This is a genomic window from Microlunatus elymi (genome assembly GCF_007362775.1).
Taxonomy (GTDB): Bacteria; Actinomycetota; Actinomycetes; order Propionibacteriales; family Propionibacteriaceae; genus Microlunatus; species Microlunatus elymi.
In genome coordinates, this window is sequence record NZ_CP041692.1 from 4,376,702 (window position 1) to 4,391,278 (window position 14,577).

The window sequence follows — 14,577 nt, forward strand, 5'->3', positions numbered from 1 at the left end:
TTGCGTGGTGTGACGCGGGGCCACACAACCACGCACCGGTGCCTGGGCCACCACTGATCACTGGTGGCTGCATGTGTCGGCGCCGATGCTCCGACGATCAGTTGGTGCTTCTGGCCGGTAGCTTGTCGGCCAGTCGCTTGCGGGAGCGCACCCCGAGCTTGTTGTACACCTTCCTGAGGTGCCATTCGACCGTGTGCGGACTGAGGAACAGTTGGGCGCCGATCTCGGGATTGGTCAGCCCGTCGCTGGCGAGCCGGGCAATCTGAGCTTCCTGCCCCGTCAGAGTTGCGGCCGCGTCGAGACTTTGCGCTTGCACGGTGACGCCGACTGCTCGCAGTGTCCGCCGGGCGCGTTGAGCGAAGCCAACGGCGCCCATCGTCGTGAACAGCTCATGGGCGGTCGTCAACTCCGTGCGAGCCTCGGCTCGCCGACCGCCGCGATGTAACCATTCGCCGTACAGCAACCGGCTGCGGGCCAGTTCAGCCACCATCCGGGTCGTGCCGAGCCGGCCGATCGATTCACGAAATGCGTTGTCGGCCGCGCTGTCTCCTGCCAGGAGCGCCCGCCCCCTGGCCTCGACGCCCAGAGCCCAGTCCGTCCCGCTGACCGTGGCGAATTCGGCCAGTCTCTCCAGTACCTCGAAAGCTAGGTCGCGGTGCCCGGCTCCGGCTGCCGCTTCGATCATCTCGCTCATCGCCCACTTCGGGACCGCCAGCTCGTCGGGGTACGAAGCGGCGTCGGTCGCCGCACTCAGCGCCGCTTCGTAGTTGCCGAGTCCGAGCTCGAGCAACGCTTCGGCCCAGTAGGACATTGCCACGCCTACGCCTTCACCACGCGCGCGCACGTCGGCCAAGTTGGTCTCGATCAAAGTGCGCGCACTTCCCGCGTCCCCGCGCCAGGCGGCGAGCGCCATCGCCGCGTATGCGGCAACATGCGTGCCGGTGCTCGCGGTGACGTTCGGGATCTCGGCCACCAGCGATGCCGCCGCGTCCCCCTCACCGGCAAACAGGTGGACCACGGCCCGCGAGTTCAGCGCCAGCGGAAGCTCGGTCAGAGAACCGGTCTCGCGGGCGATCCGTACGTGCTCGGTCGCCAGGCGCTGCCAACTCTCGCCGTCCCAGACGTCGGCCGCCGTAGCAGCGGCCAGCCACAGGTAGCGCAGCTGCCCGGCGGTGAGTTCGCCGTCGCAGATGGCCTGCAGCATGGCCCGGACGGAGTCGATCGATGCCCGATAGCCGTCGCTGAACCGCGCGGTCAGAGCCCGCAGAAGTTGATCACCAAGGCTGTCTCGCGATCGGGAGACCGTGCCGGACCGGGCGTCGCGCGCAACCTGGGCGACGTTCGGCGAGCCCGCCAACCGGCCGGCGAACATCGCAGCCGAGATCGCTTCCAGAAAGGTGTCCATGGCCAGACGGGGATCGATCGGTTCGAGCCGACGCGCGGCTTGCAGCAAGAGCGGCACCGCGTCGCGTCCCCGGTCCGCGACGAACCGGCTCTGGGCCCTGACCAACGCCGCTTTGGCTCGATCGGAATCCGACAGTGGACTGGTTTCGGCGATGGCGAGCAGGCTCAGGGTTTCGTCGACCGCACCGGCCCGCAGCTTGGCCCCAGCCGCAGCCAGCGCTCGTTCGCCTCTCCTACGTGGCTCGGGCGTCAGCTGCACGGCACGCTCCAGCAGGGCCGCCTCGGCCGCCACGCCGCCACGCTGTCTGGCCCGGTCGGCCGAGGATTGCAGTTCGGCCGCTACCTCCTCGTCGGCGGTTCGGGCGGCCAGTGCTCGATGCCAGGCCCGACGGTCTGGGTCGAGGTCGGCGTCGATCGCTTCGGCGAGCGCCTGGTGCGCACGTTGTCGATCTTGTGCGGTGGCGGCGGCGTGAACAGTCGCCCGCAGCAGCGGGTGCCGGAACCTGACCCGATTGCCGATACTGATCAACCCTGCCGACTCGGCGGGCAAGGCAGCGTCGGCATCGATCCCGAGGAGGTCGACCGCGCGCCACAGCAGTGCCGCGTCGCCGGTCGGCTCGACCGCAGCGATCTGCAGTAGTTGTCTCGTCGGCTCCGGCAGCGCGGCGATGCGACGCGCGTAGCTGTCCTGCAGTTGTTCGGTGATCGGCCGGGGGCTGGGGATCGCGAAGCCACCGGTCAGACGTGGATCGAGCCGGCTCGGCAGTTCGATCAGAGCCAGCGGGTTGCCACCGGTCTCGGCGATGATCCGGCTGCGAACGTGGGCGTCGATTCGACCCGGGATGATCGAATCGAGCAGAGCCCCCGCGTCAAACGTGTCCAACCCCTGCAGTCTCAACTCGGGGAGGCCGCGGAAGTCGGAGTCATCCTCCTCACGGGTGGCGAACACCAGCACAATCGGCTCGGCGAGCAACCGCCGCGCGACGAATGCGAGCACCTGGACCGAGGATCGATCCCACCATTGAACGTCGTCGATCAGACAGATCAGCGGTCGCTCGCCCGCGACTTCTGCGAGCAGGCTGAGGGTCGCCAGGCCGACCAGGAATCGGTCCGGCGGCGGTCCCAGCTTGATCCCGAAGGACGTCTCCAACGCGTCTCGCTGCGGGGGAGGCAACTCGGCGATCGGGCCCAGGAACGGGCCGCACAACTGGTGCAAACCGGCGTACGGCAGCTCCATCTCCGCCTGGACGCCGGCTGCCCTCGCCAGGTGGCATTCCGCGGCCCGATCGGCCAGGAACTCCAGCAGTGCGGTCTTGCCGATGCCGGCCGCACCCCGCACCACCAAGACCTCGCTCTGCCCGGCTCGGGCCTTCTCGACCAACCGAGCCAAGGCCTCGCGCTCCCTGCGCCTTCCGCGCAGGGAGTGCCCGGGGTCGGTGTCGTTGGTTGGTGACATCGCAGATGGCCTCGCCCGAGGTTACTTCGCGGCCGCCCTTCGCGGGCGAACTGGGTGTGATTGCTCGAACCCGCCGTCACATCCGAGACCTGCCGCATGGTCGCTCCAGGTGAGAGATACCGCTCCGTTTGATCCCACGAAGGAACCTCCCATGACCGAGCATTTCCTCGAGCCCGAGGCACAGCGGCTGGCCGATGCGACCGAGCAGCCGCCGTACCTGTTCGAGCTCACCGTTGATCAGGCACGAAAGGTCCTTGACGACCTGCAGGCAGCGCCGGTGGCCAAGCCTGACATCGACGAGACCTGGGTCGTCGTACCAGCAGCCGTCGGCGACGTACAAGTCAGAATTGTGAAACCAGTCGGCAGCACCGGATCGCTGCCGACGGTGCTCTATCTGCACGGCGGCGGCTGGGTGCTGGGCAACTCCGGAACGCACGATCGGCTGGTCCGTGAGCTCGCCATGGGCGTCGATGCCGCAGTCGTGTTTGTCGAGTACGACCGTTCACCCGAGGCACGCTACCCGGTCGCGATCGAGCAGGCGTATGCCACCGCTCAGTGGATTCGCCAGCACGGCGCAGAGCATGGCCTCGACGCCGACCACCTGGCGATCGCCGGCGATTCGGTCGGCGGCAACATGACCGCGGCGGTGACGATCCTGGCCAAGCAACGCGGTGACGTGGCTTTCTGCCACCAGTCGCTCTACTACCCAGTCACCGATGCCAAACAGGACACCGAGAGCTATCTCGAATTCGCCCACGGACCGTATCTCCGGGCCGCGTCGATGAGGTGGTTCTGGGACGCTTACCTGCCGGACCTGTCCGCCCGCGATCAGATCACGGTCTCGCCGCTGCGGGCGACGCTGGCCGACCTCGCCGGGCTACCCGACGCGTTCGTGATCGTCGACGAGAGCGACGTGCTCCGAGACGAGGGCGAAGCGTACGCCCGTCGACTGCTCGATGCTGGCGTCCGGACCACGGCGGTCCGCTACAACGGCACGATTCACGACTTCATGATGCTCAACCCGCTGCGGGCAACCGCGGCCAGCACTGCCGCGATCGAACAGGCGATCTTCGTTCTGCGCAAGGCACTTCGCCCTGCCTGACTCCACATCAAGCACAGCCTGACATCCGCATCAACTACAGGAGATGATCATGAGCAATTCAACCCCGACCGTGTTGCTGGTGCACGGCGCATTCGCCGAATCGGCCAGCTGGAACGCGGTCCTGCACAACTTGTACGGCCGCGGCATCGATGCCATCGCGGTCGCGAACCCGCTGCGCACCCTCACCGGGGATGCCGCCTATCTGCGTGACGTTATCGCCGGCGTCGGCGGGCCGGTGCTGCTCGTCGGCCATTCGTACGGTGGCATGGTGATCACCGAGGCAGCCGCGAATAATCCGGCGGTCGTCGGCCTCGGCTACGTCGCAGCCTTCGCTCCGGACACCGGCGAGAGCGCCCTCGGTCTGTCGACCCAGTTCCCTGGCAGCACGCTGGGCCAAGCGTTGACGTCCTACCCCGTGAGCAGCGGCGGCAACGAGTTGACCATCCGCCTGGACACGTACGCTGAACAGTTCGCTGCCGACGTGCCGCAGTCCGTGGCCGGCGTCATGGCCCGTACCCAGCGGCCGGTCGCCGAGGACGCACTGAGCGAGGGACTGCCGACACCTGATCCGGCCTGGAAGTCACTGCCGTCGTGGTTCGTCGTCCCAGACCAGGACCGCAACATTCCGCCCACGCTGCAGCGCTTCGCGGCCGAGCGAGCCGGCGCCCGCGGTGTCCGAGAGGTGCCGGGCGCATCTCACGCGGTCGCCGTGTCCCGGCCGGACGACGTCGCCGGAGTGATTGTGGAAGCCGTCAACGGTTGCCCTGTCGCTGAGGTGGCGTGATCAGCCGGGGAGGACGCCGGTCCGGGCGAGTTCGGCGTACCAGCGGGCACTGTCCTTCTCGATCCGTTCCAGGGTGTCGTAGTCGACCCGGACGATGCCGAACCGCTTGCTGTAGCCGAAGCTCCACTCGAAGTTGTCCAGCAGCGACCAGACGAAGTAGCCACGCACGTCGACACCGTCCTCGATCGCCCGATGCACCGCGGCCAGATGTCGTTGCAGGTAGTCGATCCGGTCCCGATCCTGCACCCGTGGCCGGCCGTCGACCATGGTCACCTGGTCGGCGAAGGCGGCGCCGTTCTCGGTGATCATCAACTGCTGCCCCGGGAATTGATCATGAACCGAGAGCAGCAGGTCGTAGAGCCCTTCCGGTTCGATGTTCCAACCCATCTCGGTGTACGGGCCCGGTTGCGGCAGGAATTCGATGTCGTCGGTGCCCGGCCAGGGCGAGGCGCCGCCGGCCGGATGGCTGTCGGCGCGCTGCTTGGCGCCGGCACCGTCCCAGAGCCGGACCCGGCTGGTCGAGTAGTAGTTGATCCCGAGCACGTCGATCGGCTGGTGAATGACGGCAAGATCATCATCGGCGACGAAGGGCCAGTCGGTGATCGTCGCGGTGTCCGCGATCAGGTCGTCCGGGTAGGCGCCACGCAGCATCGGGCCGGTGAAGGCGCGGTTGCCCAGCGCGTCCAGCCGACGTACCGCCTCCGGACCGGTCGGGCCCTCGGGCCGGATCACATGCAGATTATGGGTGACCGAATACCGCGGGTCGTTGCTGACCACACCTCGCAATGCCTCGATGCCCAGCCCGTGGGCCAGATTGAGGTGGTGCACGGCGCGCAGTGCCGCCGCGGGCTCGGTCCGCCCCGGCGCGTGCACCCCGGCCGCGTACCCCAGGTAGGCCGCGCACCACGGCTCGTTCAGGGTGGTCCAGACCGCGACCCGATCGCCGAGTGCACGACCGACGATGTCTGCATAGGCGGCGAACCGTTCGGCGGTGGCACGGACTGGCCAACCGCCCTCGTCCTCCAGGGTCTGTGGCAGATCCCAGTGATAGAGGGTCGCGACCGGCAGGATGTCGCGTGCCAGCAGCCCGTCCACCAGTCGGGAGTAGAAGTCCAGGCCGGCCTGATTGGCCGGGCCGCTGCCGGTCGGCTGGATCCGGGGCCAGGAGATGGAGAACCGGTACGCACCCAGCCCCAGTCGCTGCATCAGATCAAGGTCGGCCTCGAGCCGGTGGTAATGATCAACGGCAACGTCGCCGGTGTCACCGTTCAGCACCTTGCCCGGGGTATGGCTGAAGGTGTCCCAGATGGAGCGGCCGCGGCCGTCCTCGTCCGCCGCGCCCTCGACCTGATAGGCCGCGGTCGCGGAGCCGAACAGGAAGTCCGTACCGAAGTCGAGTTGGCTGCTTGGCCGCGTCGCGGCGCTGGTTGACGTCATGTGCTGCCTCTCCTGGTTCGTCGCCGAAGCGACTGCTGTCGAAGGCCAACTTAACCGCTTCATCCGCGAATGAGGCTATTCGCTCCGATGAAACCTGAGCACGCTCGCACCGTTCGAACACGCTCGCCACGGATACGGCGGCCATGATTGACTCCAGACATGACAGACGTCGCGTCCCCGACCCACACTCCCCCTCACCGCAGCGAACTGACCCTCAGCCCGCTGACCGAACAGGACTTCGAGAACTACTTCACCGTCGTGGCGCGCGGCTTCCACAGTGAGTTGCACGCCGACGACCTGGAGATCCAGCGGGCGATGACCGACGTCGATCGCTGCTTCGGATTCTGCTCCGGTGATCGTTGGGTCAGCACCACCCTGTCCTTCGCCCAAAGGATGGCCGTTCCCGGCGGCTCGGTGCCGACCGCCGCGGTGACCGACGTGACCGTGACGCCCGGCCATCGCCGACGCGGGCTGCTGACGCAGATGATGCGGCACCAGCTGACCGGGCTGCGCGAACGGGGCGAGGAGCCTGTCGCCTTGCTGTGGGCCAGTGAGTCGTCGATCTACGGCCGGTTCGGCTACGGCCAGGTCACCCGCCGGTTCAATCTGTCCGGACAGACCCGGGAGTTGGGATTCCTGCGCGAAGTTGATCTTGGCGACGGGTCCGCGGACGAGGTCACCGCCGATGCCTACTTGGCCGCAGCGGCGCCGTTGCGGGAAACGATCTTCACCGATCGGCCCGGTCATCTGCATCGCAGTGATGCCTGGTGGCGCCGCAATCAGCACGATCCGGAACGCAACCGGCACGGCGCCGGCCCGCTGCGCTTCGTCCTGCACTTCGCCGCCGACGGTACGCCGGACGGATTCGCCAATTTCCGAATCAAGGAAGACAGTTCGATCACCGATCTCGGCGGCGAGGTCATCATCGGTGATCTTGATGCTGCCGATCCCCAGGCCTATGCAGCGCTCTGGCGCTGGCTGCTGGATCTGGATCTGATTCGAGCGTTCCGGCGGCATGTCGCACCGACCGACGAGCCGCTGCTGCAGTTGGCCGCCAACCCGCGGATGATCAAGACCGAGTTGGGCGACGCCACCTACGCCCGGATCGTCGACGTGCCGACGGCCTTGCAGGCCAGGACGTACGCGCAGGAAGTTGATCTTGTGCTGGAGATCGAGGACTCCTTCCTGCCCGAGGCCGGCGGCCGCTTCCGGCTGGCTGGTGGACCCGACGGTGCAGACGTCAGCAGGACCGATCACACACCGGACCTGAGCCTGACCGCGCGCCAGCTCGCGATGATCTATCTGGGCGGTACCCCGGTTCGCGATCTTGCTGTAGCCGGCCAGGTCGTCGAACACACGGCCGGTGCGGTGCAGCGAGTCTCGGCGGCCTTTGCCGGACCGCGAGCGCCGTTCTGCCGGGACTTCTTCTAGACATGGTCGCCGAGGTTTTCCGGGACCCGTGGGGCATCCCGCACTTGCGGGCCGACAGCGTCGACGAGCTGGCCCGGTTGCAGGGCCGGATCGCCGCCACCGACCGGGCCTGGCAGTTGGAGTGGAACCGGCGCCGGGCCGAGGGGCGTACCGCAGAGGTGGTCGGCAGCGCGGGCGTCACCTTCGACCGATTCGCCCGCCGAGCACGGATCGACGAGACCGCGCGCCGCGGCTTCGATCGACTGGACCCCCGGACCCGGAACTGGTGTACCGCCTACGTCGACGGCGTCAACGACGGGCTCGATGCCGGCGCCGCCGGAGCGTACGAGTTCGTCAGCCTGGAGATCGGGCCCGGCCGTTGGCAGCCGTGGACGCCGTTGGCCGTTTTCGCCGTCCAGCAACTGCTTTTCGGCGGTTTTCCGTACAAGCTGTGGCGCCGGCACATCGACCAGCGGCTCGGCCAGGGGGCGATCGGGCTGCTGGAGTCGGCGATCGAGGACAGTCCGGGCAGCAACGCCTGGGCGGTGACCGGCGATCGCGCTCGCGGTGGACTGCCGATGATCGCCGGCGATTCCCATCGCACGATGGACTTTCCGGGGGTGTATCAGCAGGTCCGGTTGGCCTGTCCGGAGTTCGACGTGATCGGGTTCAGCTTCCCCGGTGTCCCGGGCATCCAGCATTTCGGCCATGCCGGCGAGGTGGCATGGGCGATCACCAACGCGATGGCCGACTACCAGGATCTCTTCCTGGAGGAGCTGCGCGCCGACGGTGATCAACTCAGCGCCCGAGGTCCGGACGGCTGGCGCCCGGTCCGCCACAGCGAGGAGTTGATCATGGTTCGCGGCGGCGAACCGGTACCGGTGAAGATCAACATCACCGAGCGCGGCCCGGTGATCATCGACGAGCCGGACGGCCCGACGATCAGCCTGCGGACGCCGTCCCAGGTTGAGGCAGATCTCGGTTTCGGCGCCCTGCTGCCGCTCCTGCGTGCACGCACCGTCGACGACGTCACGGCCGCGTTGTCGCACTGGGTCGAGCCGGTGAACAGTGCGTTGATCGCCGACCGCGCCGGCGCAGTACGCCATCTGATCGCCGGCCGGGTGCCGATCCGGGACGATCGCAATCTGGATGTCCCGGTGCCGGCCTGGGACCCTCGCCACGCCTGGACCGGCGACTACGCCCAGGTGCCGTACGACGAGGTCACCGACCTGACCGCCAACGGCAACGACCGCGCCAGCGGCGGCGGACTGGGTCGCTACTACGCCTCCGACTGGCGGGCCACCCGAATCCGCCGACGGCTCGGCGCGTTGCCGCCGCGGTCGGCCGACGCCGAGGCGATGTCGATCATCCACCGCGACGTCCGGAGCGGTCCGGGCGGGCGCGCGGTGGAACTGATCCGCGCTGCCGAGGTCGACGGACCGGCGAAGTTGATCAAGGACGAGCTGGTGGACTGGGACGCCGAGATGACGGCGGACAGCCGGCCGGCCCTGCTGTACGCGGCCTGGCGGGAGGCCATGATCGACTGGCTGCTGGAACAACCCGCACTGGCCCGCCTGCACGATCCGGATCCGCTGCCCGCGCTCTACGACGCGGTGATGAACGTCCCGTACCGGATCGGATCGTCCTTCGACACCATCTGTGCCAACGCCGATCGTCTCGGGCTGGACCTGAACGCCGGTGTGGTCAGCGCCTTGGAGGCGGTTGCGGCTGACCCGCCGCACGGGACGTGGGGCGACGTACACCGGCTGTCCGCGGTTCATGCGCTGACCGATCTGGCCGATGATCACGTACCGCCGATGCCGCAAACGAGGTTGGCCGGCGACACCGGCTGCGTGTTCTGCACGCACTCCTCCCCCGGCATCAGTCACGAGTGCTCGTTCGCCTCGGTCACCCGCTATGCCTGGGATCTGAGCGATCGATCGGCCAGCCGGTGGGTGGTGCCGTTCGGCTCGTCCGGTCGCCCGGACAGCCCGCATCACCTTGATCAACACGGCTCCTGGGCGCGCGGCGAGCTGCTGCCGGTGATCACTGACTGGGCACAGTTGATCAAGGAAGAGTGAACACCGGGATCCGCGTCAGGCCGCCAGACCGTCGGCCTCGACCATGATCCGAACCACCTCGTCGACGTCATCGGTGAGCTTGATGATGTCGAGATCGGCGGCCGCGATGTTGCCGTCGGCGAGGACGGCTTTCTCCAACCAGGCCAGCAATCCCGACCAGTAGTCGACGCCGAACAGCACGATCGGGAACCTGGTGATCTTGCCGGTCTGCACCAGGGTGATCGCCTCGAACAGCTCGTCGAAGGTGCCGAAACCACCGGGCAGCACAACGAAACCCTGGCTGTACTTGACGAACATGGTCTTCCGGGCGAAGAAATAGCGGAAGTTCACCCCCACGTCGACCCACTCGTTCAGCCCCTGTTCGAAGGGCAACTCGATGTTCAACCCGACGCTGACGCCGCCCGCCTGGCAGGCACCCTTGTTGGCTGCCTCCATCGTGCCCGGGCCACCGCCGGTGATCACCGCGAACCCTGCCTGAGCGAGCTTTCCGCCCAACTCCTCCGCGGTCGCATACCGCGGATCCTCGGGTTTGGTGCGAGCCGAGCCGAAGATCGCGACCGCCGGACCGAGCTCGGCCAGCGCGCCGAAGCCCTCGACGAATTCGGCCTGCATCCGCAGCACCCGCCAGGGATCGGTGTGCACCCAGTCGGCCGGGCCGCGCTCATCCAGCAACCGCTGATCGGTGGTCTTCTGCTCCACCTGCGCACGGCGTTGGATCAACGCTCCCTTGATCTTGGACTCCACCATGACTGTTGCTCCCCGGATTCGACGACGGTCCGCTCACGCTACTCGGTGTCCTTGCCTCTCACTCACACCCGTGGCAGCCGACTGCGACATTGCGATCACCGGGTCACCGTCACCCCCTAGAGTTGGCGCGTGATCAACTCAGGAGCACTTCGATGAGCAACACGCTTCCGATCGGTACGGCGGCCGGCAACCCCGATCAGCAGGTGGCCCTGCGCGCCGACAAGTTCAATCGGCACACGTTCTGGTGCGGCCAGAGCGGCTCGGGCAAGTCGTACGCGCTCGGCGTCGTGCTGGAGCAACTGCTGCTGAACACCGATCTGCCGTTGCTGATCATGGACCCGAACTCCGACTACGTCCGGCTGGCCGAGACGCTGCCGCATGCCTCGGCGGCCGAGTCGGAGCGCCTGGCAGCTGCCGACGTACGCGTGCTGAACTCCGGCACCCGCGGCGGCGAGCGACTGCAGACCCGGTTCCTCGATCTTGACGTGGCCACCAAGGCGGCCACCTTGCGGCTGGACCCGATCACAGATCTGGACGAGTACAACGTCCTCCTGCACATCGACGAGCGGCGCCCGGAATCCTGGGATCGGGACAGCTACCTGGAGATGATCCATCACTCCGACGATCCCGGGGAGCGAGCGATCGGCAGGCGGGTGGAGAACCTGCAGGTGTTGGAATGGGAGCTCTGGGCCTGGGGCGGGCGTTCGGTCACCGACGTCGTGGACGAGCGTCCGTCAGCGACCGTACTTGATCTTGGTGGCTTCACCCATCGGGGCGAGTCCGCAGTGGCCGCATTGAGTGTGCTGGAGCATCTGTGGCGGCAACGCGAGGAGCGGCGGCCGGTGCTGATCGTGATCGACGAGGCGCACAACCTCTGCCCGCCCAATCCGCAGACACTGGTCGAGCGGGCGTTGGTGGACCAGATCGTCCAGATCGCTGCCGAGGGACGAAAGTTCGGGCTGTGGCTGCTGCTGTCGACGCAGCGGCCGACCAAGATCCATCCGAACGTCCTGTCCCAGTGCGACAACCTCGGGCTGATGCGGATGAGTTCGCCGCGTGATCTCGGCGAGCTGGCCGACGTCTTCGGCTATGCCCCGTCGCATCTGATCCAGGAGTCGCCGCACTTCACCCAGGGTCAGGCCCTGTTCGCCGGCGGATTCGTCTCCGAGCCGACGATCGCCAGGATGGGCCGCCGGCTGACGGTCGAGGGCGGTTCCGACGTCGGCGTTCCCATCCGCGCCTGACCTGGCCAGAACAAGGCCCGCGCCCTCAAGCGCCGGCCAACCGCCTCGCGCTCGCTACCCGAATCAGGGGTGGTCAGGCGGTCGCTGCCCAGTCACCAAGCCGTCCCATCCCCAATGCGGCAACTCCAGTCCGTCCGGGATGGCGTCGCGCTCGCGTGGCTCGCCCATCATCTGGTACGTGGCCCAACTGAAGTAGTCCAGCAGCGGTCCCCGGGTTTCGTGAGGCAGGTCCGCGTCGACCAGGGCGAGCTCGAAAAGCTCGATGCACCGACGGTTCAGTTCTTCATGTTCGCCGTTGCCGACGTGCATCCGGACTACCTGTGTCTCGTCGCCCATGGATTCGGTGTATGCCGGAGGTCCACCGATCGCCTCACCCCAGTACGCCGCCAGCCGCTCGCTGTGCTGCGGGTGCTGGCCGGGGTGGCTAAACGGATGGCTGGCCAGCGGGTCGGCCATGCACCGCCGATGCCACGCGTAGGCCAGCCGGAGCATCCCCTCGGCCCCGCCCGCGGCCTCGTACAACGTCGTTGTCATGGTCCCCATCATGGCAGGATGCCTACCGTGTCCGAGCATCTCCGGCCGGCGCCGCCGTCGGGCGACGCCGCTTCACCGCCGATGGTCCGCCCCACGCCGCCCTGGCGTTATGCCATCGGCATGTTCGGCACGTCGATCCCGATCAACATGGTGAAGGGGTCGATGATCCTTTACTACGTTGACATCCTCGGACTCGACGTCCGAGCGTACGGCGTGGTGATGACGGTTTATGCGGTGATCGACGCGCTGGACAACCCGGTGCTCGGCTACCTGTCCGATCGGACCCGGACCCGATTCGGCCGGCGGCGACCGTGGTTGGTGATCGCCGGCCCGCTGTTGGCCGCGAGCATGATCGGCTTCTTCTCCGCACCGACCTCGCTGGACGGGATCGGCCTGGTGATCTGGTTCGCCGTGTTCGCGATCCTGTGCGAGGCCTGCGACTCGGTGCTGAACGCCAACTACGGCGCGCTGCTGCCGGAGCTGTATCCGCACGAACGCAAACGGGCCAAGGCGAATTCGCTGCGGCAGGGCTTCCAGCTGGCAGCGCTGGTGATCTCCTTGGCGGTGACGCCGGCGTTGACGACCAGTGTGCTGGGATCGGAACGTTCGACCGTCGGCTTCACCACTACGGCGATCGTCTACGGGGTGATTGCGGCCGCGGTGATCATCTTCATGGTGATCGGGATCCGGGAGAATCCGCACTATGCAACGGATCAGCGGCCGCGACTGATCGCCGGCATCCGCTCGATCATCGCCAACCCGTTGTTCTGGAAGGTCGGTCTGGTCGGCGCCTGTTACGGCATCGCGATGGCGATGGTGCTGTCCGGCGTCCAGCTGTACGTGCGCTATTCGCTGGGTCTGGCGGTGTCCAGCGCGCTCTATCTGCAGGGCGTGGTGATCATCATGTCGGTCGGCGGGCTGGCGATCTGGACCCGGGTGGTGGCTCGTCGCGGCGCACTGTGGTCCTGGCGATTGGCCTTCGCGATCTTGGCGGTCAGTTTCATCGGACTGTTCCTCGCGCACGGGTTGGTCACGGCGCTGGCCGCCGGCGTGCTGGTCGGCGCCGGCTGGTCGGGCATGCTGGCGAACAACGACCTGATCGTTGCTCGGGTGCTGGACAACGACGCCGAGCGCAACGGCGAACATCGCGAGGGGCTGTTTCTGTCCGCGTTCGGCACCTTCGGCCGGCTGAACGGCATCGTCAGCGGCCTGGCGTTGACCTCGCTCGGCGTCTTCTTCGGCTACAACTCCGGCCGCGATCCGGGTGATCAGCCGGGGTTCGCGTTCCGGATGTATCTCTGCGTCTATCCCTTCGTGCTGACCGCGATCGGCGCGATCGCGGCCCGCTTCATCACGGTGCCCGAGCCGGCCGCGGACCGGAGGCGATCCGCCCGCGAACCGGCTGTCTGACCCGGCCATCCGGCTCAGTCGACGAGATCGGCGGGACGATCGTCACCTCGCGACCACGAGGTCCGGTGGCACACGGAACAGCCGCGCGCAAACCTCACTCCCGCATGCCGAATATCGGGTGCGCGAGCAGGTTTTGCGCGCGGCTGTGAGGTAGGCGGGCGGCACCAGCACCGGACGATCCGCTCGAGTCGGGTTCACACCCGACCCCACGGGGGTCGCCGAGGTGAGTCTGTTTCCTTTGGCTACAGGCAGTTCCGTTCGGCTTAGAGTCGTGAATTGAGCACACGACCACCCTCGGTCGGGGGCGGCCTTACGCGCAAGGAGGCCATTCGTGTTCATTCAAATCATCCAGGGCAAGTGCACCAAACAAGACGAGCTTCACGCGCTGGCCGATCGCTGGCGCAGTGATCTCAGTCCCGGCGCCACCGGCTGGCTCGGCGGCACGTACGGCTTCACCGACGACGACACGTTCGTCGGCGTGGTCCGCTTCGATTCCCGCGAGTCCGCGATGGCAAACTCCCAGCGTCCGGAGCAGTCGGCCTGGGCCGAGGAGTTCGCGGCCTGCATGGACGCGCCGATCACGTTCCACGACTGCGACGATGTGACGTTGATGATGGATGGCGGCTCCGACGACGCCGGGTTCGTCCAGATCATCCGCGGAAAAGTGGACGATCCGTCGGCGCTGAAGGCGATGATGGCCGACACCACCATGCTGCACGAGATGCGGCCGGAGATTCTCGGCGCCACTCTGGCGATCGAGGACGACGGCACGTTCACCGAAACGGTCGCCTTCACCAGCGAGGCAGCGGCCCGCGACGGTGAGCGTCAAGAACCGCCCGAGGACGTCCGGCGGTCACTCGAGACGATGATGGCCGACGCCACCTTCTACGACTTGCACCACCCGTGGTTCGAGACGGCCTGATCACCAACTCGCCCCGCCGGTTCGCCGGCGGGGCCTTCACGCGGCG

Annotated in this window: 11 protein-coding genes; 7 read left to right on the plus strand and 4 right to left on the minus strand. The window is 67.4% G+C overall.

The features are described from left to right. Positions 1-97: 97 nt before the first annotated feature. A complete protein-coding gene (locus FOE78_RS19870) occupies positions 98-2,860 on the minus strand; it encodes an ATP-binding protein (protein WP_143987816.1) in 2,763 nt (920 codons plus the stop codon). 151 nt (positions 2,861-3,011) lie between these two features. On the opposite strand from FOE78_RS19870, the gene FOE78_RS19875 reads away from it, so the two are divergent. Beyond that, a complete protein-coding gene (locus FOE78_RS19875) occupies positions 3,012-3,962 on the plus strand; it encodes an alpha/beta hydrolase (RefSeq protein WP_143987817.1) in 951 nt (316 codons plus the stop codon). Positions 3,963-4,011: 49 nt separating this feature from the next. Continuing rightward, positions 4,012-4,746 carry an alpha/beta fold hydrolase gene (locus FOE78_RS19880; protein ID WP_143987818.1) on the plus strand — a complete coding sequence of 245 codons (735 nt, stop codon included), beginning with the start codon at positions 4,012-4,014 and terminating at the stop codon, positions 4,744-4,746. Here FOE78_RS19880 and FOE78_RS19885 read toward each other — a convergent pair whose 3' ends face one another. Next, positions 4,747-6,183, minus strand: coding sequence for a GH1 family beta-glucosidase (locus tag FOE78_RS19885; protein ID WP_143987819.1), 1,437 nt, complete (start codon positions 6,181-6,183; stop codon positions 4,747-4,749). A 159-nt stretch (positions 6,184-6,342) separates the two neighbouring features. Between FOE78_RS19885 and FOE78_RS19890 the strand changes: the two genes are divergently transcribed. Both FOE78_RS19890 and FOE78_RS19895 read left to right on the plus strand, forming a co-directional pair. Then, a complete protein-coding gene (locus FOE78_RS19890) occupies positions 6,343-7,614 on the plus strand; it encodes a GNAT family N-acetyltransferase (RefSeq protein WP_143987820.1) in 1,272 nt (423 codons plus the stop codon). A 2-nt stretch (positions 7,615-7,616) separates the two neighbouring features. Next, complete coding sequence (locus FOE78_RS19895; RefSeq protein WP_143987821.1) at positions 7,617-9,674, plus strand: penicillin acylase family protein; 2,058 nt, start codon at positions 7,617-7,619, stop codon at positions 9,672-9,674. A gap of 15 nt (positions 9,675-9,689) precedes the next feature. On the opposite strand, the gene FOE78_RS19900 is transcribed toward FOE78_RS19895, so the two are convergent. Then, positions 9,690-10,421, minus strand: coding sequence for an LOG family protein (locus FOE78_RS19900; protein ID WP_143987822.1), 732 nt, complete (start codon positions 10,419-10,421; stop codon positions 9,690-9,692). Positions 10,422-10,573: 152 nt separating this feature from the next. Here FOE78_RS19900 and FOE78_RS19905 point away from each other — a divergent pair, with 152 nt between their 5' ends. Beyond that, on the plus strand, positions 10,574-11,665 hold the full coding sequence (locus FOE78_RS19905) for an ATP-binding protein (RefSeq protein ID WP_143987823.1): 1,092 nt from the start codon (positions 10,574-10,576) through the stop codon (positions 11,663-11,665). A gap of 63 nt (positions 11,666-11,728) precedes the next feature. On the opposite strand, the gene FOE78_RS19910 is transcribed toward FOE78_RS19905, so the two are convergent. After that, positions 11,729-12,199 (minus strand): globin domain-containing protein, encoded by a 471-nt coding sequence (locus FOE78_RS19910; RefSeq protein WP_143987824.1) that lies wholly within the window; start codon positions 12,197-12,199, stop codon positions 11,729-11,731. Between the two features lie 27 nt (positions 12,200-12,226). On the opposite strand from FOE78_RS19910, the gene FOE78_RS19915 reads away from it, so the two are divergent. Both FOE78_RS19915 and FOE78_RS19920 read left to right on the plus strand, forming a co-directional pair. Next, the gene (locus FOE78_RS19915; RefSeq protein WP_210414687.1) at positions 12,227-13,609 is read left to right on the plus strand and encodes an MFS transporter; all 1,383 of its coding nucleotides are present in this window, start codon (positions 12,227-12,229) and stop codon (positions 13,607-13,609) included. A gap of 331 nt (positions 13,610-13,940) precedes the next feature. After that, complete coding sequence (locus FOE78_RS19920) at positions 13,941-14,531, plus strand: hypothetical protein (protein ID WP_143987825.1); 591 nt, start codon at positions 13,941-13,943, stop codon at positions 14,529-14,531. Positions 14,532-14,577: the final 46 nt, after the last annotated feature.

Coding starts and splice junctions, on each gene's coding strand:
- FOE78_RS19870 (WP_143987816.1), bottom strand. CDS start 2,860: ATGTCACCAACCAACGACACCGACCCCGGGCACTCCCTGCGCGGAAGG.
- FOE78_RS19875 (WP_143987817.1), top strand. CDS start 3,012: ATGACCGAGCATTTCCTCGAGCCCGAGGCACAGCGGCTGGCCGATGCG.
- FOE78_RS19880 (WP_143987818.1), top strand. CDS start 4,012: ATGAGCAATTCAACCCCGACCGTGTTGCTGGTGCACGGCGCATTCGCC.
- FOE78_RS19885 (WP_143987819.1), bottom strand. CDS start 6,183: ATGACGTCAACCAGCGCCGCGACGCGGCCAAGCAGCCAACTCGACTTC.
- FOE78_RS19890 (WP_143987820.1), top strand. CDS start 6,343: ATGACAGACGTCGCGTCCCCGACCCACACTCCCCCTCACCGCAGCGAA.
- FOE78_RS19895 (WP_143987821.1), top strand. CDS start 7,617: ATGGTCGCCGAGGTTTTCCGGGACCCGTGGGGCATCCCGCACTTGCGG.
- FOE78_RS19900 (WP_143987822.1), bottom strand. CDS start 10,421: ATGGTGGAGTCCAAGATCAAGGGAGCGTTGATCCAACGCCGTGCGCAG.
- FOE78_RS19905 (WP_143987823.1), top strand. CDS start 10,574: ATGAGCAACACGCTTCCGATCGGTACGGCGGCCGGCAACCCCGATCAG.
- FOE78_RS19910 (WP_143987824.1), bottom strand. CDS start 12,199: ATGACAACGACGTTGTACGAGGCCGCGGGCGGGGCCGAGGGGATGCTC.